The following is a 22,857-nucleotide window of genomic DNA, read 5'->3' as shown; positions in this document are numbered from 1 at the left end:
TTACACTCCCAAAGGTGTTGTGAAGCTTATCTTCAATAACCGCTTTAGGTCTGTTTAGTTCACCATATTTACCGACGAAATTCTCTTTCGAGCCATCCTTGCTCTGTGGTGTTAAATTTGATGCAAAGAAAGCAGTGTATTCCCAATCCCTGTTCCAGTGTTGGCCTTTTTCATTCATCAGTTCCCAAAGCCTTTTGCGGGCGAGAATGCAATTTCTTGCTTCGTCATATTCAGTTTCAATGAAACTCCGATGAAATTCCCTGTGCCAGTCTGGAGCAGCTCCAAGGTTCCATTCAAGATATGTGAAAACTGAAAGTTTTCTTTCCACTTCACTATCATTCCTCAATGTAAGTGCCCAGATTTCAACCGGAGATTCTCTTGCAACGAATATTCTCAATCGCGAAGATATGTCGAAATATCGTGTCCTGAACTCTGAATATCCCAAACCATGTGAAAGTTCGAATTGTTGCGGTGTGGCACAGACAGGTTTCCATGTTGGAGACCAAAATTCGCCCGAAACAGCATCACGAATGTAGATGTATTTACCCCAATTATCCCTTATGAGATCCTGATTCCATCTGGTTATCCTGTTAAGGGAAGCGTGTGTCCGCCAGCTATATCCTGATCCGGTATTTGAGACCACAACTCCATAATCACCATTGGAAATGACATTTATCCATGGCCTGGGTGTCTTAGGGGTTTTTATTATGTATTCACATCCATCCTTTGAAAAGTATCCATAACCATTGTCAAACATGCCTAAGCCTCCCGTAAAAACATGATTCGTATGAAACCGGTTACATATCGCTAAAAACAATCATATCATTCAAAAATGCTCTTATAACAACCGCATGATTCCCTGATAATTACATTCGTATGCAGTTTAACTTTCATAGGAGTCCTGTGACTACCACCTGAAAGCCTATCCATGATTATTTTTGCCGCTGTTCTACCTATATCATACATGGGCTGTCTCACCGTGGTTAGAGCAGGGTTTATGTGTTCTGCCCAGGGTGCGTCATCAAAGCCAACAATAGCAGGCATCTCTGATAGAGAATACCCAAGTTGCTTTGCCCTGTGAATTATTCCAAGAGCCATTTCATCGTTTGAGGCGAAAATCGCTTCAGGCTTGGCTGAAAAGATAGATTGCGCTACCATTTCTGCCCCTTCTCTGGTGAAGTTGCCACAAAACACAAGACTTTCATCGTATTGTATTCCCCATTCAGTAAGCGTCTTTCTATATCCCTTGAACCTCTCGAGGGCATGATAGCTGTCAAGTGGCCCTCTGACAAAGACTATTTTTTTGAACCCATGAGCTTCTAAAAGGTGAAGCATCATAAGGCGGCTACCGGTTACATTGTCAGCTGAAACACTATCTATCGGAATTTTGAGATACTCTCTTCCCAAATACACACAGGGTTTCTTCGCCTTTGCCATCTGTTGGACAAAAGCCTCATCAGCTTCAGGATCAAATATGATAAGCCCATCCACACGTTTTTCCTCGAGCAATGAGCGATATTTTCTACGGATTTCATTTTTGTCCCTTGAAGCCTCAAAGGTCATAAGAAGCATATAATAACCATCAATAGAGAGAATATCTTCAATACCGCGGATTACCTCCATATAAAAGGGACCGGATGTCGAGGGAAGCACAAGTCCAATAGTCCTTGTCATGCTTTTGCTCAGGTTAACGGCTCGCGCATCAGGAACGAAGTTAAATTCTCTAACGATTTTCATGACTTTCTCCCGGGTATTTTCGGCAACATACCCGCTGTTGTTCAAAACCCTTGAAACCGTGGCTTTGGAAACACCCGCAAGTTCTGCTATTTTTGCGATCGTTATTCTCAAATAATTCACCTCGTGTGGAACCGGTTACACATCAAATAATAACACCCTTAAACCTGTATGCCAAATCTGTTTTTCACCTATGAAAAGAGATTACCGACTTTTAGGGAAGAATAAGTCACATTAGATAAAAAAACGGGGAAATTCCCCGTTATAGTTTTGAGTTTTGATAATCTTTAGCCTTTTAAATATGACTCAATGAGTTTTATTGTATTCTCGAGTCCTTTGTAATGCGTCCTTTCATATCCATGAGAGGCTTCTACTCCAGGACCTATGAGCCCAAAGACAACGTCATATCCAGCTCTCAATGAAGCTTCTACATCTGATCCATAGAAAGGGTATATATCGACAGAATAATCGACTCCTGCTTCTTTAGCCTTTTTTATCAATTTTTTCACAAGCCTGCTGTCATAGGGACCTCCTGAATCTTTGGCACATATTGAGACCACATATTCATCTGTACCGAGCGTATCACCTACTGCCCCCATATCGACAGATATAATCTCTGTTGAATCTGCTGGAATGCCGCTGGAGGCACCATGCCCCACTTCTTCGTAATTTGAAAAGAAAAGATATGTTTTTCTTGAAAGCTTCAACTTGCCTTCGCTGACATCTTTAGCCACTGCCAAAAGGACAGCCACACTAGCCTTATCGTCCAGATGCCTTGTTTTTATGAAACCGCTCTTCGTAACCACGACTCTTGGATCAAATGAAATGAAATCGCCCGCTTCTATACCGAGTTTTTCAAGGTCTTCACGGGTTTTCACTATCTCATCCAACCGAACTTCCATGTTTGCAGGCTTTCTTTCGATTTTTCTTGCGTTTTCAAACACATGGACAGAAGGTGCTACGGTTTGAATAGTTCCTGTATACACCTTGCCATTTTTGGTATGTATTTCGCAGTTTTCACCTTCAACGCTGTTCATCATGTAACCACCTATGGGGGTTATTTCCAGGCGACCATTTGGTTTGAGGGATTTCACCATTGCACCCAACGTATCCACATGAGCTGCGAAGGTAACAGGGCTTCCCTCACCACCAATGCAAACATAACACGCTCCCTTATTGGTATATTGAGGTTCAAAACTCATTCGTAAAAGCTCTTTGCCAATGTATTCAATGGCTTTTTCAGTGAAGCCGGATGGGCTTGGAATCTTTACCAAATCCACAAGTTTTTCAACGACATATTCCCTTTCGTAGTTCATGTACTCACCCCTTTACAAAAAACTGACAACTCTATTTGAAGTATATCAGTTATTTTCTTCTCATATATTTGGGCTCTTTGGATATATTTTCATGATAAGTTCTAAAAAGCTGATAAAATAAAACTATGGCACGAAAAATATCCGTTTTTCTCATTATTTCGTACTTTATTTTCCTTTTGTTTTTGTATTTCATACCTCTGAACCTTTCAGGCAATGGCCGTAATTCAGATAAACTCGTTCATTTTTTCATCTTTGCCTGCGGGGGATTACTGCTTATTGCCCTTAAACATTCCGGCAACAAAAAAATGTTTGTTCTCTTTGGTACTGCGGTTTTTCTCTCTGCTTTTGCTCTTGAGCCAATACAAGGGCTTCTAAAATACAGAGTATGTGATATCATGGACGCTTTCGCAAATTTCATTGGGTTAGGGACTGTATTGCTTGGATATCAATTTCTTAAAGTCGCAAAACGCTTTATTGTCTTTTCATTGCTTATGTTGATGCCTTTTTATCTCTTTTTTTCTTTTAGCCAGCTACATGGAACATTCAAAGAAAGTTTTGGAACCCCTTTGCATCTTTTTCTCGATTTGTTGCTATATTTCTCCATAACATACTTAGCGCTGATTGTTGGCATGATACATAAAATCAAGGCTGTTTTCTGGGTTTTCGCCATACAAATACTGGTGCTTCCCCTTCTCATAAATCAACTACCCTTTAATACGGAATACTCAGCTCTATACCCCATATTCTCTTATTCTGGAACCGTAGCTGCTGCTATTTTATTCTTCTTGTTGAAAGGCCGAAAAGAGCAGAATTAGACATTCTTCTGCAATGGCGTTTAGTATTTGGCTGTTCTTATGATATAATGTGACCGTTAGGTCATATGACCAATCGGTCATCGGGGAGGTGAACGAGTGCCTAAGAAAACCTTTTTTAATCTACCTCAAGAAAAACGGGAGAGAATCATAAAAAGCGCTTTAAACATATTTTCTTCAAAGCCTTATCACACAATTAGCGTGAATCAGCTTATTAAGGCAGCACGTATTCCAAAAGGGAGCTTTTATCAGTATTTCAAAGACAAGAAAGACCTTTTCCGCTATCTCATTCAACTCATCTATGCTGACAAAGTTAAAAGGCTTCGAAAAGTATTAAACGATTCCTACAATCTTTTTGACGTCCTTAGGATTATGACTCGCGAAGCAATAGAATTTGCAAAAGAAAATCCGACGTACACGGCCATCGCGAACAGGCTTATGACAGATCCCGAATTGAAAAAGGAAATCATTGCTGATTTCTTACCAGATGGCAATGGATTCATGGAAGAACTCGTGCTTCGTAGCTATGAAAGCGGTGAGCTTAAAACAGAACTCGAGCCAGAAGTGCTTGCGCGTATAATTATGTCTATTTTTCAGGTGATGGGAGATTACATATATGAAAAATCAGGAAATCTCAGCGCAAAGAAATCCGAGGAACTATTTATTCACGTAATTAACCTACTGGAACACGGTTTGAAAGGATGTGAAGAAAATGATTGAGGTTGAAAATCTTTTTTATTCTTACACACATGATGAAAACTATGCAGTTGAAGGAATAAGCTTTGAAATCGACGAAGGGGAAATCTTTGGATTTTTGGGCCCTAATGGCGCAGGAAAATCCACCACTCAGAAAATCCTAACCGGATTGCTTCCCATACAAAAGGGAAAAGCGATAGTAGCAGGTGAAGACATTACAAAGGTCTCAGGAAGCTTTTACAACATGATAGGAGTTTCCTTTGAACAGCCAAATGTGTACATGAAACTCTCTGGATATGAAAATCTGAAGTTTTTCGCGAGCATGTTTGATGTAACCACTGAAGACCCATATGAATTACTCAGGCTTGTTGGGCTCGAGGAAGTAGCACATAATAAAGCGAAAACATACTCAAAGGGAATGCTTCAAAGATTGGTTTTCGCGAGGTCCCTCATAAACCGTCCAAAAATATGGTTTCTTGATGAACCTGTTTCAGGACTTGATCCAGCTACTGCCGCTCAAATAAAAGAACTCATCAAACGTAAAAAAGAAGAGGGCATCACTATTTTTCTCACCACGCACAACATGCATGTAGCGGAAGAGCTATGTGACAGAGTTGCATTTATCGATGCCGGCAAGATCGTTCTTATAGATACACCACGAAACTTAAAGCTTCGCTATGGCGAAAGACTTGTCAAAGTCGAATACAAGTCTGATGGCAAAGTAGAAAGGGAACTTCTCTCTATGGCTAAAACTACTGACATCGAAAAGCTAAATGGTCTCATTAACTCTGGAAAAATAGAAACTATCCACAGCATGGAAGCCTTTCTTGAAGACATATTCATCAAAGTAACAGGTAGGGGGCTGTTATGATGTTCAAACGCATTCTGGCAAATGTGATTAAAGATATAAAATTAGGCTGGCGGGGCTACTTTTTTCTGATAGTTGTAGGGGTCGCCCTCGGCTATTTTCTTCTGATAAGCTTTGTGATTCCTGATGAAGTTGAAGACGGACTCAAGCTGGTTGTTTATGATAAAGCTGAAATCATACTCTTTCCAGAGTCTGAAAATCTGATAATCGTAGGAAGCAGGGAAGATCTGGAAAAAGAAATGAAGAAGGATTTCAACATCATCGGTGTGATTGTAAATGCTTCTGAAAAGCCAAACATTGAACTGGTTTTTCAAGGATATGAAAGTGAACGAACAAAAGAGATCACCAAGCTTGCCATTTCTAAGCTGTTCACTGATGGCGCAAAAAACGATAAAAATGTTACCATAGAAACCCTCAATCCTGAAATCTCCAAAAAAATACCGATGAACAAGTGGTTTTTGCCCGTCCTCCTTCTGATGGAAGCTGTTTTGCTGGGGGTTGTACTTGTCTTTGCCATGTCTATCAGCGAAAAGACAGAAAAGACACAGACAGCCTACATGGTTACCCCGGGAAAGGCACTGGAAAACCTGCTTGGAAAGATCATTCTCTTTGAGGTTCTTGGCTTGCTTTTCACCTATATCCTAACACCCCTTGTGCTTGGAACCGATGCCAACTATTTGTTTCTTACTTTAGTTGTGCTAATTGGGAGTTTCTTCGCAACTTCTTTCGCACTCATCTTTGCTACATTCTATGATAATATGTCTCAAGCGCTTTTCCCCATGATGGTTGCGGCGTTATTTTTTGCCCTTCCGGTGGTTAGCTATCTCTTTCCTGCATTTAAGCCTGTGATTATCCGGTTGATACCGACATATCCTATTCTGATAGCTCTGAAAGAAGCGGCTTTCCCGTGGTACATTGGTTCTGTGAATTGGCAGCTTCTTTTATATCCGCTGATTATGGGAGCATTATCATTCTGGCTGGCAACAGTACTCTATACCAAAAATGCGAGAAGAGGGTGAGGTGGGATCATGAAAAGACTTCTAAAAATCTTTGAGCGAGATTTGAAGAACAGTATCAGGGATAGCATGCTCCTCTACATCTTAATAGCCCCCATATTGCTCGCGCTGTTGCTCAGGGCTTTTATTCCAGCTGTAAAAGACCTGTCCATAGAATTTGGCGCGGTTAAGCCTATTGATCAAACACTAGTAAAAAGAATCGAAATGTTTGCCCCGATCACCCTTTTCGATAACACGGAAAAGCTCATGGAGCGTATTGAAGAATATGACGATTTTCTCGGCATTCGTGTGAAAGATGAGGAAATATCGCTAATTGCACAGGGCAATGAATCTGAAGAGTATCTGTCCCTTGCTTCCGACATACTATCCTACTCACTTAATCCATCAGGAAGCTCTTTTACTTTTGGTGAAACCGAGCTTGGAAGAAAGCTTCCCCCTGTTTCACTTTATGGCTTTGTTCTGGTTATACTCGGTTCATTCCTCTTTGGCGGTATGATTATTGGATTTAACATCATCGAAGAGAAAGAAGGCGAAACATTAAAAGCGCTTAGGATTACCCCTATGAGCAATTTTGAATTCATCGCAGGTAGAAGTTTGATTGGTTTTTTCGCACCTATTTTCCACGCGTTTGTAGTCGTATGGATACTTGGCATTTCCGATTTTAATCCACTAATGCTTCTTGCCCTCACCATCTCAGGCTCTTTGATAGGGATTGTTTTTGGTTTCTGGGTCGGGGTCATTAGCACCAACCAGATGAACGGGATAGCGAACATGAAAATAAGCTTTTTTGTGCTCGTGTTGCCGGTATTCCTTGCAATAGCACTACCTGAAAAGAGCCATATTTTCCTGTATTGGGCCCCCACATATTGGACCTTCATTTCGGTGAAAAACCTCCTGCTCCAGTTGCAAACCTGGCCCAGTTTGTTAAAAGATATAGGGCTAATCGTTGCCACTTCCATGATTTTTGTCCTGGCGACTTTCAAGAAAATCAGAGCAGGTCTTTTGTCATAGACTTATGTTCTATACTTTTGATTAATTAGTTAAACTAAATTAAATGTTATGCACATTAGTGTAACATTTTGTCATCTATTGCTTTCCAAGGAATTTTTTGTTATAAAATTCATATGATGAATCATATCAATAGTTTAATACGACAAACTATATCAATATACGTAAAAACAGTTAATGGAAAGAAGGGAGCATATGGAGAACAAATTTTGTAAAAACAGTTCACATAATCCCTGTGAAGGCTTCTCCCCAAGGAATGGTACATCCCAAAACGAGTTCTCTTACTATGGAAACATGCTGAAAAACCCTGAAAAATATTGCCAGTTTATTTTAAATGCGGTGAATATTTCTCTTTTTGAGCTCGATTTACCAAGTGGCAAGATCTCTACAACACCAGATCTCTTTATAAAACGCGGCTATAAGCTCGAAGAAATTCCAAAAGACCTTGACTCTCTAAAAAAGTTCATTCATCCCAAAGAAATCCATTTGATAGATAAAACTCTCGAAGAACTTCACAGTGGCAACTCCAGTGCAAGCTTTGAAGTGAGGGTTAAGACCATCAATGGCTTGTGGAAGTGGTCAAGGGTTTCCCTTTGGGTAGAGAAAAGAGACCCCTCCAACAATTCACTAAAGCTGGCGGGTATAGCTCTTGATATCACACCTTTGAAAGAAAAGGGAAAACAACTGAAAACTAAAGAAAGATATATCCAAAGCATGCTCAACGCGCTTCCCGATATGATGTTTGTCATTTCAAAAGAAGGGGTGTGCTTGGATTTTAAAACTGCAGATAGCTCAAAATATTCAATTCGTCCTGAAAAAATCATTGGGAAAAAGTTGGAAGATGCTGTTTTTTCTGAAAAAGGTTTTTTGAACTTGAAGAAGGCTATCGCTGAGATTTTTGAAACCGGAAAGCTCAAAACGGTTAATTTCTGGCTCAAAACTTCTTTAGGAATGAGGTTTTTCGAGATCAGAATAAGCCCAATAGATAACCGTAAAGTTCTTCTTATAGCAAGAGATTTCACCCGGCAAAAAAAGGTTCAACAAAAACTCGCAAAATTGAACAAGCTCAGAAAGCTCCTCATCGAAAGCACAAACGACATATTGTCAGCTCCCGTGGAGACAAACCCTTATCAGCTTTTTCTGGAGAAAATGGCCGACACTCTCCCGGAAATCGGTAGAACAACCTTGCTTTTAATAATGGGAGAAAATTTAAAAATCGCCGCTTCCACTTTTAGTAGCAAGCTGGTTAGTATAACCTTACCTCAGAAATTATTGGACCTTTACGATGGCGTTGAACCTTGTGTGTTAGAATTTGCTGAAATTGCGAAATATCTTCCAGGTGACCTTTTAAAGGCTATTGAAGATGAAGGGATTGCACCAACTGACAATCTCTTGCTCGTCCCTGTAGCAAGTGAAGAAAATGTAGTAGGGTTTCTTGTCCGGCGAATGAAAAAAGCCGAATCACTCAATGAAGAGTTGAAAGAGATCTTTGCACTCATTGCATCCCAGATCTCCACAATTTATAAAAGGCTCCAGTTAGAAGATGCTCTCAGAAAAGAACATAAAAAATACAAATATCTTGCCACCCATGACGCCTTAACAAGGCTGCCTAACAGGAGAAATTTGGAAGGGCGTTTTGAAAGGCTGAAACTTTCCTATAACCGTTTTGCCTTTGTGTATCTCTCCCTAACCAAGTTCAAGCGAGTAAATGGGGCCTTTGGCCATATGTTTGGCGATGCGATTCTCGTAGATGTTGCAAAAAGGCTTGTGAATTTGCTGGGGAGCAAAAAGGGGATTTGCCGGCTGGAAGGCGCTAATTTCTTTTTGATGTTTCCGATAGCCGGTAAAAGACAAATAGAAGAAATCACAAAAAAATTAAAAACCGCCTTTGCTGAGCCTTTTAGAATCATGGACATAGGAATAACTTTGACACCAATTATGGGAATTGCTCTGTATCCCGAAAATGGCTCATCTTTTGCTGAGCTAATCCAAAACGCTGAAATAACAGCTCACGCAGCTGAAAAAGAGGGAAAGGAGCTTCTCTTCTTCGATGAATCAACGGGCATTGATTTAAGCAGAAGGGTTTTCATTGAACAAGAACTAAGAAAGGCGCTGAATGAAGAAGAAATGGGATTTTCTCTTTATTATCAACCGATAGTGAACCTTGCCACGGATAAAATAGCATTTCTTGAAGCTCTCGTCAGATGGAACCATCCTGAAGTCGGATATGTCAATCCCAATGTTTTTATAGAGATCGCAGAAGAATCCGGCTTGATACACTCGCTGGGTAAGCGAGTGCTTGATATGACCTGTGAACAGGCAAAAAAGTGGCTTGAAAAAGGGATACAGGTTCCTATATTCATCAACCTCTCCGCACTGGAACTTCATAGAGACGATATCGTCTTGCAGATAAGCAAAAGCCTTGAGAAGCACAATCTACCGGGAACCATGTTGGGTATAGAGGTTACTGAGAGTGCTTTTGTAAAAGATCCTGAAAGCGCAATTCGAAAGATAGACGCGTTGAAAAAAATGGGGATATCAATCGCAATTGACGATTTTGGTACGGGTTATTCTTCCCTCAATTATCTCAGGTTTATGTCTGTAAACCACCTGAAAATTGATTTGTCCTTTGTAAGCGATCTTAAAAAGAAAATCGAAGACAGTTCTAATAAAACAGTTACCATTATCAAGTCCATTATTGCCCTTGCCAATAGCCTTGATTTTTCCGTTGTGGCTGAAGGCATTGAAACAGATTTCCAAAGGCAATTTCTCAAAAAACTCGGTTGCGATTACGGCCAGGGCTACCTTTTCTGCAAACCCGCCGAAGCAAAAACAATTGAAAAGCTTCTTATAAATGACTTTCGTTCAGAATACCCGGTGATTTCTTGAACTTTTAATGTTTCAGAGTTCTTTCAAGGTGAGGTTAATATCAACTTGCTTTTATAGCTTTCTAAAGATTTTACACTGTCCTGCTCAGAAACGATTACAAGTTCAAGTTTGTATTCACCCGCTGAAAGCTCTGGAAGTTTGAGTATTACAGCAGGATAGGTTAATACCTGCGTTACGAAAGCGCCTTCAGGCGGATGGGTAAGCGTTGCTTCTACCGTGATTTTACGTTTGTACAGCGTCACTTCGCTAATTTCAAAGGAATAGCCGCCGGTAGTCTTTTCACCTGCGGAAATTACCAGAAACATTTTTTCCACAGGGAGTTTTTCAGAGAAATCCCAGTTTCCCCCTTCATATAGAGCCGGGAAAATACCCGCTTCTTTCGGTTTTTCAAAGGGGATATTCACAATTTCAAAAGGAATTTCAACACTGACAAGCTCGGATACTTCAACAGAAACGCCCATGGTTTCAATTGTTTTGATCTCTTTGGGAAATACAAGCAAATGGGGCTTTAAAATCAAGTAGCTTCCGTCTCTATATAGCGGGATTGATTTCTCAAAAAACAGGTTCCATCCCTTCGCTTTTAACGAGGTTTTTCCATTTGGAATTTCGGGGTTGGGTAAGAAATGCCAGCCTTTTACGATAAAAACGTATAAATCTTCCTCAGGATAAGAAAGGTTCAGAATCTGTATATTTGCGGTTCTTGTACCAAAGTGCTCGAAAAGGCTGTCATCACACGGCACTTTCACAGGCATAACGATAATGCCTTCAGCCGCATGCAACTCTGCTGCTATCAAGAATAAAAGCAACAGGGCGAAAATCGCCTTTTTCATAATAATCACCTCGATATCCCAAGTTCCAATTCAGGTGTTTCCTCCACAATTTGAATCAGTGGCGAAATGGATTTTTCAAAAAACACTGAATTCAAGAAATATAATTCTGTAAGGTCAATGAGGTGAAGGGCATTCTTTTTATTCATGAACTTTCCGGTTTCCCCGAAAAAGTAAGTAAGCGGTGATAACTGCCGCACCATGGCAAAGTCCACATGCTTTGTGCCATGAACTTTCATATAATATGTCGGTGAATGGGTATTTTTATAAAGCATAGCCATTTTTTCATGTTTTGAGCCCGTTTCCCACTCATCCGATTCGATCAAGAAAGCAGGCATCGAAAGACCGTCCTTGAGTTCTTCTGAAGGGAATGGAGTAGTGGTTGGATCGGCCAATATTACCGCTGATAACTTATCGCCGTATTTCAGGGCATATTCCAGTGCAACGGCCCCACCTCCTGAATGTCCATAGAGGGCAACATTGTCAAGGTCGATTCTCCCGTAAAATCCAGATGCCTTATCGCTATTCAATTCTTGCAGCAGTTCAAATATATAGTCTATGTCCTTCGCAAGATAAGAGGCGAGCAAATCTACTGCTTCCTCTATACTCATATTTGAAAGCTTTTTTGGCAAATCGGTTCCCAGAAAGTAGTAAGTACTTCCATCTGAAAAGGTTACAACTGTACAAGCTCCAGGATGTTCAACACCGACAACAATGTAACCGTTACTCGCCAGAAGTTCTGCCAAAGAAGTGTGTAACTCGCTTATTGAAGACCAACCAGGTAAAATTATGACAACAGGGTATTTTTTATCGAGTTTAGCAGGCTCTGCATCAATATAAGAATTCGTCTTCACCTGATACAAATGTTGAAAGAGAACCGCAGGGTAACCAGCAACAATTTCAAATCCTTCATACAAGCGGGGATCGTTATCTATCCAGGATTTTCGTTCACATCCTTCAATATCTCCAGCGGGATACCACATGTCAAGTCTGATTTTATCTGCATCTTTGTAATTTAATTCCCACACTGCCATGGGGTCTGGATTACTTATTTCAAAGGTTTTAAACCCAACATCGTAAGGTCCATCAGGTGGGGCGATCGGTGTTATTGGAAACAGATAAATCAGGACTGAGAACAACAGCGCCGAAATTGCGACAAGCACAGATGGTGAAACAGCTCCTAAATGGCTTTTCATAGTCTTCGCCTCCAAACTTAAATGATCACCAGGCAGAATGAATTTTAAAAGAGTCAGGAAGAAATTTGTTATCCCTGAACTCCACTAAAGGATTGAATTTGCCATCTTCGAAAATGAAGGGGTATGTTTCCACTGATAAAACATTTCCTTTCTTATCAAGGCGTACATTAATAACAGCGGTTGTTCTGGTGTATAACCAGTTCATTCCTGTGGTCCAGTTTCCCAGTGAATAAAAAATCAAACCCTTGCGTCCATTTTCACCCGTATAATATTCAAAATCCTGAAGAACATGGGGATGATGGCCAATTATCATATCAGCACCTGTTTCGATGAGCTTATGAGCAATGTATATTTGATTTTCAGTCGGGCTAAACTCGTATTCAAACCCCCAGTGAAGAATGGCTATAACTACATCTGCTTTCTCTTCCATTTCTTGAACCAGTGAAATCAAAGGAACAATTTCCTCTTCGATGTGACACGGCCGATTGAGCCTTAGCTTGTTTACAATTTCATCACCAGCGTCTTTCATGGCATTTGTGGAATATGTGAACCCAGTCAACGCTATCTTAATACCCTTGCGCTCTAAAACAATGTACTGCTTTGAGTTCAGCTTAACACCCGTGAAGAGGATTTTATATCTTTTTAAAAGTTCCATTGTTGTATATAATCCTTCTGTTCCCTGGTCAAGACAATGGTTATTGGCCATATTTAATATGTCCGGGTGTAGAGGAAGGACAGCTCTTTCAAAGAACTCCGTTGTGCCATTAAAATGTGGAAAACCAGAAGGCCCCTTTGAAGGATTTATGGGAAATTCAAGGTTGGCAATTGTTAAGTCTGATTCTTTTAGCTTTTCAGGATACGCTCTGTATAAATCATTTTGGATGTTTTCTGTAAACATGATATCTCCAATAAGTGTGAATGCAATTGAAGTTGTATCTTCTGAGTGTTCATCAGGGATATTGTCGCTTGAAAGTCCTTTCGGAACCTCCTTGAAAATAGGGCCAAAAGCAAGCTTGAAAACATAAGAAAACACATCCGCAACTGTGAAATGCTCAAAACTCCCTTCCCTTGGAAGCGTACAGCCCACGAGGGAAAGCATCAGAACCGAAGTAATTAACAACAATATAAGTCTCTTCATGTTTTTCCTACCTGATTTGAGATTTCCACTTTACTTTTTGATTTCATCCTCTTCAATTGTATCATCCACTTTGACGGATTCAAGGAGCCTTATGCGTTTTCGTGCCTCCTTTATTCCAAGCTTTCTTAAAACGTATTTTCCCAAAGCGTATTCAAAGGGGAGCCATGTTACATGCCCAACAGGAACGATATATTTTCGAGGTTTTCCAAGCAAATTCCAGAGCAGTTTTCGGCTTTGCCTGGGGAGAGCCCTATCAAAAAGGGCTTCAATCATGGTTACTTTTTCAGCTTGAACGAATTTTGCATAAGCCAGGGGATCCACCTTGAACATGGGGTGGACATCGGAATCCAACAGCTCCGCAACCGATGAGAATTTTTCCAATTTTTCTATATCCTTATTGAAAACGTGCATTAACTTTTCTCTTTCATCGAGAAAGCCTTTTTTACCTTCACCCCTTTTGAAGCCCCTTCTTGCGAAAGCAATGGTGGGCGATTCCCAGAAAATCCTTGCCATATGGCCACCCACCGCCATGAGTATGGTGTGATGAATCCTCTTTTTCTCCAGAGCGCCGATAATAACCGAAACCATACCACCGAGACAGTAACCAAGAACACAGTTGTTCTTCTGCCAGATACCTTCCTGTTCTAATAAATCCAGTGTAGAACGGGTGTCAATTACTGCGTGCTCCCATATGTTTATTAAACGATCAAGGTCCGTGGAAAAATAATCCTTTCCACTTACCGAACCGTTGATTGTCCTGGTGAAGTTTCCGGGCAGTATCATCACCGAAGCTTGAAGCCCTGCGCTTGCCAGATGGCTACCCATCCAGAAGAGGAAGGGAATATTCAAAGATCCAAGCCCGTGAAGGATGAGTATACTGCCGACTGTATCCTCTTTTGGTGTGAAATGGTATATTTCGACAGATTCTGTTCCCTTTAGGGCTTTTTCATACAGCGTATTGTATTTAATTATCGAGCATCTGTAATGTCTACCCTTGAAAACATAACCACTGGAATAATCTATCTTTTTCTTTTCATAGTCAAATTTGACATCCAAAGTAATCACCCCCGTCACAGATGTGAACGCAGGAATCGAACTGTTTTTTCAATAAGCTGAATCGTTTTGGAAGTTTTCAGTTCGAATTCAAAAGCATGATCAGCTCTATTGTAAACCTCAAGGTAAGCTTCGACGTGATATTCCAAGAGCTTCTTGAAGAATTTCACGGAAGAATTTACCGGAACTACTTTATCGCTACTGCCATGTACAAGAAAAACCGGAACCATCTTTTCAGATACCCATGTTATTGGAGAATAGCGAATATAGCCTCCTTTATCTCGTGCTGGTAGCCCTTTGAGTGTGGTTGATACTGCAAAACGCGCAAAAAGCGATTCTACCTTATCGTCCCATAAATCCATGAGATCCGAAGGGGCATACCATGCCACAACGCATTTCACGCCTTTCATCTCATCCTGATTGCCATGGTAGGAATGGTATGTGGCGTGTTGAAGTGCAAGGTGCCCACCAGCTGAAAGCCCCATCAAAGCGATTTTCTCTGGGTTCAACCTCAATTTCTCTGCCCTTTCTCTGACAAAATTCAAAGCATCCGAATAGTCTTTCAGTATGTCATCGATATGCGGTAAAAATCCGAATCGATAGTCAATATTGACAACGGCAAATCCCCTTGAAGCAAGATATTTGCACCAGGAAATGTTGTTTGCCTGTTTCCTGAAGCCACTTATCCAACCACCACCATGGGCAAAAAAAACCACGGGATAACCCTCGGGTGCTGGAGAGCTACTGCCTCTCGGATAGAAAATATCGAGTTTCAAGTTCGTGTTGCCGCTTCGTTTATAAGTAAGGCTTTCTGGTTTTTCGAAGGAATTTTCAGGAACATCAAGGGGTAGTTTCCCCAGCAAAGCATGATACAAAGTTTTTATATTCAGAACGAGAAGAGCAAAAAAAACGACCGCCCAGCTCCATGCAAAGCCAATCACCAGAAGAGAAAAGGCGGCGATTATCTTTAGAAGCCGTTTCAGCTTCGCGATACTGAAATTTTTTTTCAAAGTGACCACAACCTTAACTGCTTCATCTTCACTTAACTATACAACTTTATATGCAAATTAAAAAAGGAGTGCGAGAAAACTCTTTTATTCAAAACCAATTAGCACTGTTTATGAGTTTTTTTTCGCCCTCCGTCTTCGTTGTAACTGTCTTCAGTTCAAGGTCATGATAAGCCATTATTCTTCTGACAGTTCTTGTGCTTGATCTCATTACAATTGAATCCGTAACAGCCTGGTTCTGGTGAAAACGCACACCTTTCAGGAAAGACCCGTCGGTAACCCCGGTAGCGGAAAAAACAATTTCATCTCCGCCTATAAGATCCTCCGTCATATATGTTTTATGCACATCAAATCCGGATTTCTCAATACTCTCTCTTTCGTCGTTATCCCTTGGCCAGCATCTTGCCTGAATCTCTCCGCCAAGGCATGTGAGTGCAGCAGCCGCTAAAACTGCTTCTGGTGATCCGCCAATGCCCATATAAATATCTGTACCACTTTCTGGAAGGGCTGCTGAAAGCGCCGCGGCTATATCACCATCATCTATGAGCCTTATCCTCGCTCCTACCATCCTTACAGCTTCAATAAGCTCTCTGTTTCTTTCTCTATCAAGAATTGTAACTGTAAGCTCAGATACCTTGACCCCAAGCAAAGCGGCAGCAATTTTCAGATTTTCCCGTGGTGTGGCTTCAATATCAAGATGCCCGGCAAGCGTTTTGCCAACAGCAAGCTTTTCTACATAGTATGTAGGTAAAGGTGCAATTTTTCCTCCCTCAGTGGCGGCAATGACACTAAGGGCATTTGGGCGCCCTCTAGCTACGAGCCTTGTCCCGTCTATCGGATCTACGGCAATAAGCACTTCCGGGTCTCCGTCTTGCCATTTTCCCACCTTTTCCCCTGGATACAGCATTGGTGCATTGTCCTTTTCCCCTTCGCCAATAACGACAGTCCCTTTCATTTCAATCAGGTCGAGAATTCCTCGCATAGCGTCAACTGCGCTTTGATCAACAATTTCCTTGTCTCCTCGTCCAAGGTAAATGCTGGACATTAAAGCAGCAGCTTCAGTAACTCTCACCATATCGAGAGTGATTTCAGGTATCATCTTATCCCCCCTGATAACTTTTTTAGTTTGTGGTTTTCATTAGACACCAAAATAATCTCATATTTTTCCATATATTTAAAATTCGATTATGCTGATTTGTACATTGTTATCTTTGATTAACAACCACTAAATCCTTAGTGGTTGAGTTCCCAGCATGATAAACTTTAACTGCATGTCGGCGATAAGGGGGGAAGAAAATGCTTTTATTGAAAAATCTGCCTATTTACTCGCCTGCCAAAATTGGCGCAATTGATATCCTGATATGTGGCCAAAAGATCTGTAAACTCTCAAAAGAAATCACACTTGACGGTGTTGAATATGACACAATTCGTTTCGACCCTGAGAAGCATTTTGCAGTTCCGGGATTTATCGATGGTCATGTTCACCTCATAGGTGGAGGTGGTGAAGGAGGTTACATTACTCGCACCTGTGAAGGCACGCCTGAAGAGTTCTTGAACTGTGGCACTACAGCAGTTCTTGGACTACTCGGTACAGATGGCATAACTCGAGATCATACATCTCTACTGGCAAAAGTGAGAGCGTTCAGGGAAAAACACATCAGCGCATGGATGCTGACGGGCTCATACAGATATCCCATCAAAACCATCACAGGCGATCATATGAAAGATATGGTTTTGATCCCCGAAATTCTTGGGGTTGGGGAATTGGCAATAGCTGATCACCGGGGGAGTAGCGTTACTGGTTCAGAGTTGAAACGGCTTGCTTTAGATATTCGGGTTGCGGGTATGATTTCGGGAAAGAAAGGCGTTATTGTTTGCCATATGGGAAATGCCACTGAAGGGATGACGGCACTTTTCAAAGCAACTGACGATGGTACCCTCCCGGCTTCTCATCTCATTCCCACTCATGTTTCGAGAAATGAAAAACTGCTGGAAGAAGGAATTAGATGGATAAAAGAAAAGCATGGCTTTATCGACCTAACCGCTAGCGAAAAGACTGTAAAGGTTTTGGATGAACTGAAAAGGGAGCTTGGAAACTTAGATAATGTGTGTGTTTCAACAGATGGGCTGGGAAGCTTGCCGGTATTTGATAAACAAGGAAACCTCAAAGAATTGAAAGCATCCCCTGTTGATGGTCTCTTAAAGACCTTCAAAGGGCTTTTAGAACAAGGATTCAATATAGAAGAAGCCCTAAAACCTATTTGTACTGTACCAGCAAAAGCTCTTGGGTTAAATAAATGGGGGTATGGAAGTCTTTCGGAAAACTCCCCTGCTTCCTTAGCGATATTCAATACCGAAACCCTTGAAATAGAGGTTGTGATTTCTTTGGGTGAGATAGTGGTGAATAATCTGTGATTATTTAAACGACAGATTTTCTATAAACAATTCTTGAAACTCCTTTAGCGCTGATAATTCATGGGCAATGGTTGATTTTACAGTGTTAAAGAAATTGACAACGGTTGTTAGAAAGATAAATCCAAAAACTCGCATAATTGAGACCCATTTTTGCAAAGTAACGAATATTGTAGAAGAAATTATAGAGTTTCCTTTAAACGCTGGCCTCTTCCATCGCACTTCTGTGAACACTATCCATAGCAGAGAAAAGTCTATACTCTTGAAAAGCTCTAACATGAGCCTGAAAGGTTTGTTGAATTTCCTGACTGAATTTTCCCCGATTGCTTTGAGAATCAAAGGCGAAATGAAAACTTCTCAAGGATGGTACAGGATAGATTGCGTGGGAAATCAGGTGAATTTCGAAAGGCTCAATAAAGCCTCTTCTAATTCCTGCCTGGTAATAATAAGCAGGCGCGAAAAGTCGATTATCAAAGAGCTCAAAAGCATTTGGAAGCGTTATAACCGGCAGGAACTTTCCCTTGTGTGAATTTCAAGAACAATCTCGAATGTCTTCTGACAATTTTAATATCCGCTAAATTCCTCCGGAAACTAATACCTTTATTCTAAAAGTGAAGCTGAAAAGTAAGGGGAGGGGAAAAAGTGAAGAAAATAGTTGTGGTTGACTACGGCTCGCAATACACCCAATTAATCGCCAGAAGATTAAGAGAATTGGAAGTTTATAGTGAGGTTATTCATCATACGGAAGGTACTAGTCTGGAAGATGTCGTGGGAGTAATTCTTTCCGGTGGGCCAAATAGTGTTACCGTTGAAGGAGCTCCCGATCTCCCGAATTGGTTTCAAAAAGTGAAAGTTCCAGTGATGGGTATATGCTACGGAATGCAGCTTCTTGTAAAAAACTTCGGCGGGAAGGTGGATAAAACAGAAGCCGCTGAATATGGGAGAACAGAGATACGAACGCTGAAGTGTTCCTCCATCTTCGAAAACGTTCCCAGGAACTTCAATGTCTGGATGAGTCATGGAGACAGTGTTGTAAATATACCAGAAAATTTCGATGTATTAGCGGAAACAGAAAACAACATTCCCGCTGCCCTTTGTTCAAAAGACAAAAGAATATGGACATTGCAGTTTCATCCAGAAGTCAGGCATACAGAACATGGAATGGACATCATAGAAAACTTTCTGTTTAATATTTGCCGGGCAGAAAGAAGCTGGACCATGGAGAAGTTCCTTGAAGAAAAAATAAGCGAAATACGGGAAACCGTTGGTGATAGCAAGACTATTTTAGGCTTATCTGGTGGAGTTGATTCCTCAGTTGCTGCTGTCCTTGTTCACAAAGCTATTGGAAAAAGACTAATCAACATTTTTGTCGATCACGGTCTTCTAAGGTTGAACGAAGAGCAGGAAGTCCCTAACGTTTTCAGAGACAAACTTGGGCTCAATCTTGACGTTGTTCACGCCAAAGACCGCTTCCTCAATAGATTACAAGGCGTTACAGAACCAGAAGAAAAGAGAAAGATCATAGGTAAAGAATTCATAAGGGTTTTTGAAAAAGAAGCGAAAAGGGTAGGCGGTGAATTCCTGGTTCAAGGCACAATCTATTCCGATGTCATAGAAAGTGCTGCTTCAGGAAAAGAGACCGCAAAGATAAAGTCTCATCACAATGTCGGCGGATTACCGGAAAAAATGAACCTCAAGATTATAGAACCCCTCAGGTATCTTTTCAAAGATGAAGTGAGAAAGCTCGGAGAATTACTTGGAATACCCCATGAAATACTATACAGGCATCCTTTTCCCGGACCTGGTCTGGGCATAAGAATCATTGGGGAAATAACTGAAGAAAAACTTAACATTCTTAAGGAAGCAGATGCGATTTTCATTCGCACTCTTAAAGAAAAAGGCTGGTATGAGCGTATATGGCAGGCTTTTGCTGTGTTGCTAAGCTCAAAATCCGTGGGTGTAGTCGGGGATGAAAGGGCTTATGACTATGTTATCGCCCTTAGAGCTGTTAACAGCGTAGAAGGAATGACCGCTGATTGGTCAAAAATCCCCCATGAAATCCTCGATGAAATTTCAAGAAGAATATGCAACAGTGTAAAGGGCGCAGGAAGGGTAGTGTATGACATCACCTCTAAACCACCAGCTACAATAGAATGGGAATAGGCTACATAGTGCTCAGAAACCGCCATTCCAGCCGGATTTTCTAAAATCAACTTTTCCGTTCTCATCGAACACAATGCCTTCGCTTTCAAGAAGATAGCGTTGGATTTCACCCGCTTCCTGACCCTTCAAACTTATCATGCCTTTGCTATTTATCACCCTATGCCAGGGAACATCGTTGCTTTTCAAAGAGGCGAGCGCAAAGCCAACCATCCTCGGCGTGCAGCCAACGATATTCGCAATCTGGCCATATGAAGCGACTTTGCCGGAAGGTATTCTTTTCACTACAAGATAAATTTTCTCATAAAGCCCTTTGGATTCCACAAAATCAACTCCATTCTCTTCACAAAAGACGCATTTTTCTGAATGCCCTTACCGAAAATAAAGTTAACGCAATGCCGAACAGTCCCATTATCACAAAGACAAATGGATAGCCAATTTTATCCATGGAATATCCCAATACCGGGAAGAAAACGGCCATAGAAACACTAAAACCCATGTTTATAAAAGAATTCGCAGTCGCACGATATTGTGAATCCAGTTCTTTGTTTATATAATAGCCCATCAATGGGTCAAGGAAATTTTCAACATTGCTAATTAGCAAAAACAATGCAACGGTAATTCCCAAAGGCGCCAAACCGTAAAAAAGCATGGGAATTCCCAGAGCCAATCCGGTGAACAAGAAGAAATTTTTCCTGCCCATTGCTTCCTCTATTTTCCATGCAGTTTTTGCTATGATTATCCCAAGCAACGCAGAAACCGTAAAAAGCATGCTCACCCAGAATGGGCTCAACCCTTTGCTTCCAAGAAAAGTCTGGGAATACATCCTGAATGAAGCCCCTAAAAAGGAGATTCCAACCCAGAACACGAAGATCCATCTCAAAAATGGTATCCCAAATATCTGTTGGGCCCCATTTTTAATCAGTGTGAGGTATCCGCTAAAGCTCTTTTCGCTTTTTTCATAGGGTGGTTCTTTTAAGAAAAGTATCAGAATGAAAAATAAGCTTCTGGAAATTATCGCTCCAACATAAACAGCTGACCAATTGATTCTTGAAAGCAAACCACCACTTATGTTGGAAAAAAGTTCTCCAAGAACCAACAATGCGAGAAAGCCCCCAGCAGCCTTTTTGTAATTCGTCTCAATTTCTAAAGCTTTGTAAGTATCGTAAATCAAGGCTGTATCTGATCCGGAGATAAAAGTCATCGAAAAGCCGAAAAGAAAAAAGGCAAGAGCAAAATTCCAAAAAGAATGGGCAAAAAACATAAGCATATAGGTCATGATAAAAAATCCCGCACCAATAACCATAGACCGCTTTCTACCTATCAAATCTCCTATTGCACCTGTGGGAATTTCAAAAGTCAACCCACTTATATGCAGAATGGTCTCACAAATCCCGATCTCAAGCAAACTGAGTCCCCTGTACTGCATGTACAACAACCAGAGAACATTATCTACCCTGATTTGCGAGAGAAAATGATATATATAAAATAGCGGAATATTTTTCTTTAAAATCCGTTCAATATCTTGCATATTTAGCCTTTAGTATCGGCATAAAGAATGTATTTCCTTTCTGCTTCCTCTAATTTTGCTTTCAACTTTCCTATGCCTGGAATTTCAACAAATCCCCCTATTTTAACAGGTTTTGATTCAGAGAAAAAAACAATTTCGTCGAAACGGAACTCTTTCTCAATTCTTCTAACCCTGCTTTTTCGTTTTATGAAGAGAGGTGTTTCGTTAAATTGAGTCCCAAAAATGTGTTCATTTAATATGTACAGCCCCTTCCACGTTATGTTCATCGGATCCATACCCATCAATGGAAAAGTCCCCTTCAATACTATTCTGTACCCGCTGGAATTTTCAAATTCAGAAAATTTCCTTTCTATTAATTCGTTGTAATTGCAAATGGCATATTGTGAACTCTCCAGAACATCTTCCGGAATTTCTTCAGGATTAAAACTCTTCTTTGGTGCGCTTGCCAAATCCTTGAAAAAATCATATAAATACCTTTCAGAATTCATGTACTTCTTTTGCCAACCATTATCCAACCTGTCAAGAATGAAAGCTATAAACATTCCCGGCGCATAACAACTGAGCCGGAAGTTTTTAAGCTTAAAATTAGTCTCAGCCATGTTTTTGCCATGTAAAGCGATTGAATACTTCAAGGGAATTGACTCATAATCGCTATGCACTTTTGTCTCAATATAAAAAGCAGTTCCCTCAATACTTTCTTGGGCGAGTTCATAATTTAACGCATCACCTATAATATTTCTCCTGTATTCCCTAAGATTGATGAATTTTGAAAGCCTTTCACTGAGTTCTTCCATGGAATCTGAATATAAAGCCCTTATCAGCTCCCGCCTTTCAAGAAACCTTATGGCAATGTTTTCAACAGTGAAAGGATATTCCAGAATCTGAAGCTCATTCGCCCAGCGTTTTTCCCCTTTCATCTTTTGATAGCCATGGAATGCCTCATGGAAGATATATGAAAGCAACTTACCAAAAGAAATGGAAGCGTCTATGGTTGTTAAATCCCAGATAGCCACCTGATATCCCTCAAGATCTATTGCTGTATTCCCATAAAATCTGTTATCTCTTTTCCCGACAAGGATACTGTCTTGTTTTTTAAATCCATCAAGGATTTTGGGATAACCCGCTAAAAACACTTTTTCATTGTCATACAAAGCAATTGGAATCTCAGGAAAGTCAAACCAGAATCTTTTTCTG

The 22,857-nt window shown here is 40.7% G+C and carries 20 protein-coding genes and 1 pseudogene; 9 read left to right on the top strand and 12 right to left on the bottom strand.

Annotated elements, in window-relative coordinates; translation table 11 throughout:
- The 3 genes and pseudogenes from AC3LHT_RS01525 to AC3LHT_RS01515 form a co-directional block, all read right to left on the bottom strand.
- A pseudogene (locus AC3LHT_RS01525) lies at positions 1-757 on the bottom strand (GH36-type glycosyl hydrolase domain-containing protein); the annotation flags it as partial.
- 65 nt (positions 758-822) lie between these two features.
- Positions 823-1,848, bottom strand: coding sequence for a LacI family DNA-binding transcriptional regulator (locus AC3LHT_RS01520; RefSeq protein WP_290646753.1), 1,026 nt, complete (start codon positions 1,846-1,848; stop codon positions 823-825).
- Between the two features lie 173 nt (positions 1,849-2,021).
- Positions 2,022-3,050: a M42 family metallopeptidase gene (locus AC3LHT_RS01515; protein WP_488661755.1), complete on the bottom strand. Its 1,029-nt coding sequence runs from the start codon at positions 3,048-3,050 to the stop codon at positions 2,022-2,024.
- 125 nt (positions 3,051-3,175) lie between these two features.
- On the opposite strand from AC3LHT_RS01515, the gene AC3LHT_RS01510 reads away from it, so the two are divergent.
- The 6 genes from AC3LHT_RS01510 (at position 3,176) to AC3LHT_RS01485 (ending at position 10,339) form a co-directional block, all read left to right on the top strand.
- The gene (locus AC3LHT_RS01510; RefSeq protein WP_488661754.1) at positions 3,176-3,865 is read left to right on the top strand and encodes a VanZ family protein; all 690 of its coding nucleotides are present in this window, start codon (positions 3,176-3,178) and stop codon (positions 3,863-3,865) included.
- 96 nt (positions 3,866-3,961) lie between these two features.
- Positions 3,962-4,582 carry a TetR/AcrR family transcriptional regulator gene (locus AC3LHT_RS01505; RefSeq protein ID WP_290667675.1) on the top strand — a complete coding sequence of 207 codons (621 nt, stop codon included), beginning with the start codon at positions 3,962-3,964 and terminating at the stop codon, positions 4,580-4,582.
- Entirely contained in the window at positions 4,575-5,429 is an 855-nt protein-coding gene (locus AC3LHT_RS01500) for an ABC transporter ATP-binding protein (RefSeq protein ID WP_488661753.1), read from the top strand. The genes AC3LHT_RS01505 and AC3LHT_RS01500 overlap by 8 nt, the downstream gene beginning before the upstream one ends.
- Positions 5,426-6,445 carry an ABC transporter permease gene (locus AC3LHT_RS01495; protein WP_488661752.1) on the top strand — a complete coding sequence of 340 codons (1,020 nt, stop codon included), beginning with the start codon at positions 5,426-5,428 and terminating at the stop codon, positions 6,443-6,445. The genes AC3LHT_RS01500 and AC3LHT_RS01495 overlap by 4 nt, the downstream gene beginning before the upstream one ends.
- 9 nt (positions 6,446-6,454) lie before the next feature.
- Positions 6,455-7,453 (top strand): ABC transporter permease, encoded by a 999-nt coding sequence (locus AC3LHT_RS01490; protein WP_488661751.1) that lies wholly within the window; start codon positions 6,455-6,457, stop codon positions 7,451-7,453.
- A 192-nt stretch (positions 7,454-7,645) separates the two neighbouring features.
- Positions 7,646-10,339 (top strand): sensor domain-containing protein, encoded by a 2,694-nt coding sequence (locus tag AC3LHT_RS01485; RefSeq protein WP_488661750.1) that lies wholly within the window; start codon positions 7,646-7,648, stop codon positions 10,337-10,339.
- Between the two features lie 23 nt (positions 10,340-10,362).
- Here AC3LHT_RS01485 and AC3LHT_RS01480 read toward each other — a convergent pair whose 3' ends face one another.
- The 6 genes from AC3LHT_RS01480 to glpX all read right to left on the bottom strand — a co-directional run bounded on the left by AC3LHT_RS01480 (position 10,363) and on the right by glpX (position 16,659).
- The gene (locus AC3LHT_RS01480) at positions 10,363-11,169 is read right to left on the bottom strand and encodes a protease complex subunit PrcB family protein (protein ID WP_488661749.1); all 807 of its coding nucleotides are present in this window, start codon (positions 11,167-11,169) and stop codon (positions 10,363-10,365) included.
- Between the two features lie 5 nt (positions 11,170-11,174).
- A complete protein-coding gene (locus tag AC3LHT_RS01475; RefSeq protein ID WP_290646737.1) occupies positions 11,175-12,362 on the bottom strand; it encodes an alpha/beta hydrolase family protein in 1,188 nt (395 codons plus the stop codon).
- Positions 12,363-12,387: 25 nt separating this feature from the next.
- Positions 12,388-13,500 carry a CapA family protein gene (locus AC3LHT_RS01470; protein ID WP_488661748.1) on the bottom strand — a complete coding sequence of 371 codons (1,113 nt, stop codon included), beginning with the start codon at positions 13,498-13,500 and terminating at the stop codon, positions 12,388-12,390.
- A 30-nt stretch (positions 13,501-13,530) separates the two neighbouring features.
- On the bottom strand, positions 13,531-14,565 hold the full coding sequence (locus tag AC3LHT_RS01465; RefSeq protein ID WP_290646782.1) for an alpha/beta fold hydrolase: 1,035 nt from the start codon (positions 14,563-14,565) through the stop codon (positions 13,531-13,533).
- A gap of 5 nt (positions 14,566-14,570) precedes the next feature.
- Positions 14,571-15,563: an alpha/beta hydrolase gene (locus tag AC3LHT_RS01460; protein ID WP_290646733.1), complete on the bottom strand. Its 993-nt coding sequence runs from the start codon at positions 15,561-15,563 to the stop codon at positions 14,571-14,573.
- An 88-nt stretch (positions 15,564-15,651) separates the two neighbouring features.
- Positions 15,652-16,659, bottom strand: a complete 1,008-nt coding sequence (glpX, locus tag AC3LHT_RS01455) for a class II fructose-bisphosphatase (RefSeq protein ID WP_488661747.1) — start codon at positions 16,657-16,659, stop codon at positions 15,652-15,654.
- Positions 16,660-16,856: 197 nt separating this feature from the next.
- On the opposite strand from glpX, the gene iadA reads away from it, so the two are divergent.
- From iadA to guaA, 3 genes are all read left to right on the top strand, one after another.
- A complete protein-coding gene (gene iadA / locus AC3LHT_RS01450) occupies positions 16,857-17,975 on the top strand; it encodes a beta-aspartyl-peptidase (RefSeq protein WP_488661746.1) in 1,119 nt (372 codons plus the stop codon).
- 82 nt (positions 17,976-18,057) lie between these two features.
- Positions 18,058-18,501, top strand: coding sequence for a hypothetical protein (locus tag AC3LHT_RS01445; protein ID WP_488661745.1), 444 nt, complete (start codon positions 18,058-18,060; stop codon positions 18,499-18,501).
- Positions 18,502-18,614: 113 nt separating this feature from the next.
- Entirely contained in the window at positions 18,615-20,135 is a 1,521-nt protein-coding gene (guaA, locus tag AC3LHT_RS01440; RefSeq protein ID WP_488661744.1) for a glutamine-hydrolyzing GMP synthase, read from the top strand.
- Between the two features lie 12 nt (positions 20,136-20,147).
- Here guaA and AC3LHT_RS01435 read toward each other — a convergent pair whose 3' ends face one another.
- The 3 genes from AC3LHT_RS01435 to AC3LHT_RS01425 all read right to left on the bottom strand — a co-directional run.
- On the bottom strand, positions 20,148-20,456 hold the full coding sequence (locus AC3LHT_RS01435; RefSeq protein WP_290668315.1) for an MGMT family protein: 309 nt from the start codon (positions 20,454-20,456) through the stop codon (positions 20,148-20,150).
- A 19-nt stretch (positions 20,457-20,475) separates the two neighbouring features.
- Positions 20,476-21,561, bottom strand: coding sequence for an MFS transporter (locus AC3LHT_RS01430; protein ID WP_488661743.1), 1,086 nt, complete (start codon positions 21,559-21,561; stop codon positions 20,476-20,478).
- Positions 21,562-21,665: 104 nt separating this feature from the next.
- Positions 21,666-22,857, bottom strand: a 1,192-nt coding sequence (locus AC3LHT_RS01425) for a hypothetical protein (RefSeq protein WP_488661742.1), incomplete at its 5' end; no start/stop codon positions are given.

Source organism: Kosmotoga sp. (genome assembly GCF_982836095.1).
The sequence above is the reverse complement of the archived record's forward strand: the minus strand, read 5'-3'. Positions and strand labels throughout refer to the sequence as shown.

Bases quoted from the DNA above. Each gene is read 5' to 3' on its own strand.
- AC3LHT_RS01490 (WP_488661751.1), top strand. From the start codon at position 6,455: ATGAAAAGACTTCTAAAAATCTTTGAGCGAGATTTGAAGAACAGTATC.
- AC3LHT_RS01515 (WP_488661755.1), bottom strand. From the start codon at position 3,050: ATGAACTACGAAAGGGAATATGTCGTTGAAAAACTTGTGGATTTGGTA.
- AC3LHT_RS01475 (WP_290646737.1), bottom strand. From the start codon at position 12,362: ATGAAAAGCCATTTAGGAGCTGTTTCACCATCTGTGCTTGTCGCAATT.
- AC3LHT_RS01500 (WP_488661753.1), top strand. From the start codon at position 4,575: ATGATTGAGGTTGAAAATCTTTTTTATTCTTACACACATGATGAAAAC.
- iadA (WP_488661746.1), top strand. From the start codon at position 16,857: ATGCTTTTATTGAAAAATCTGCCTATTTACTCGCCTGCCAAAATTGGC.
- AC3LHT_RS01495 (WP_488661752.1), top strand. From the start codon at position 5,426: ATGATGTTCAAACGCATTCTGGCAAATGTGATTAAAGATATAAAATTA.
- AC3LHT_RS01480 (WP_488661749.1), bottom strand. From the start codon at position 11,169: ATGAAAAAGGCGATTTTCGCCCTGTTGCTTTTATTCTTGATAGCAGCA.
- glpX (WP_488661747.1), bottom strand. From the start codon at position 16,659: ATGATACCTGAAATCACTCTCGATATGGTGAGAGTTACTGAAGCTGCT.
- AC3LHT_RS01485 (WP_488661750.1), top strand. From the start codon at position 7,646: ATGGAGAACAAATTTTGTAAAAACAGTTCACATAATCCCTGTGAAGGC.
- AC3LHT_RS01510 (WP_488661754.1), top strand. From the start codon at position 3,176: ATGGCACGAAAAATATCCGTTTTTCTCATTATTTCGTACTTTATTTTC.
- AC3LHT_RS01470 (WP_488661748.1), bottom strand. From the start codon at position 13,500: ATGAAGAGACTTATATTGTTGTTAATTACTTCGGTTCTGATGCTTTCC.
- AC3LHT_RS01430 (WP_488661743.1), bottom strand. From the start codon at position 21,561: ATGCAGTACAGGGGACTCAGTTTGCTTGAGATCGGGATTTGTGAGACC.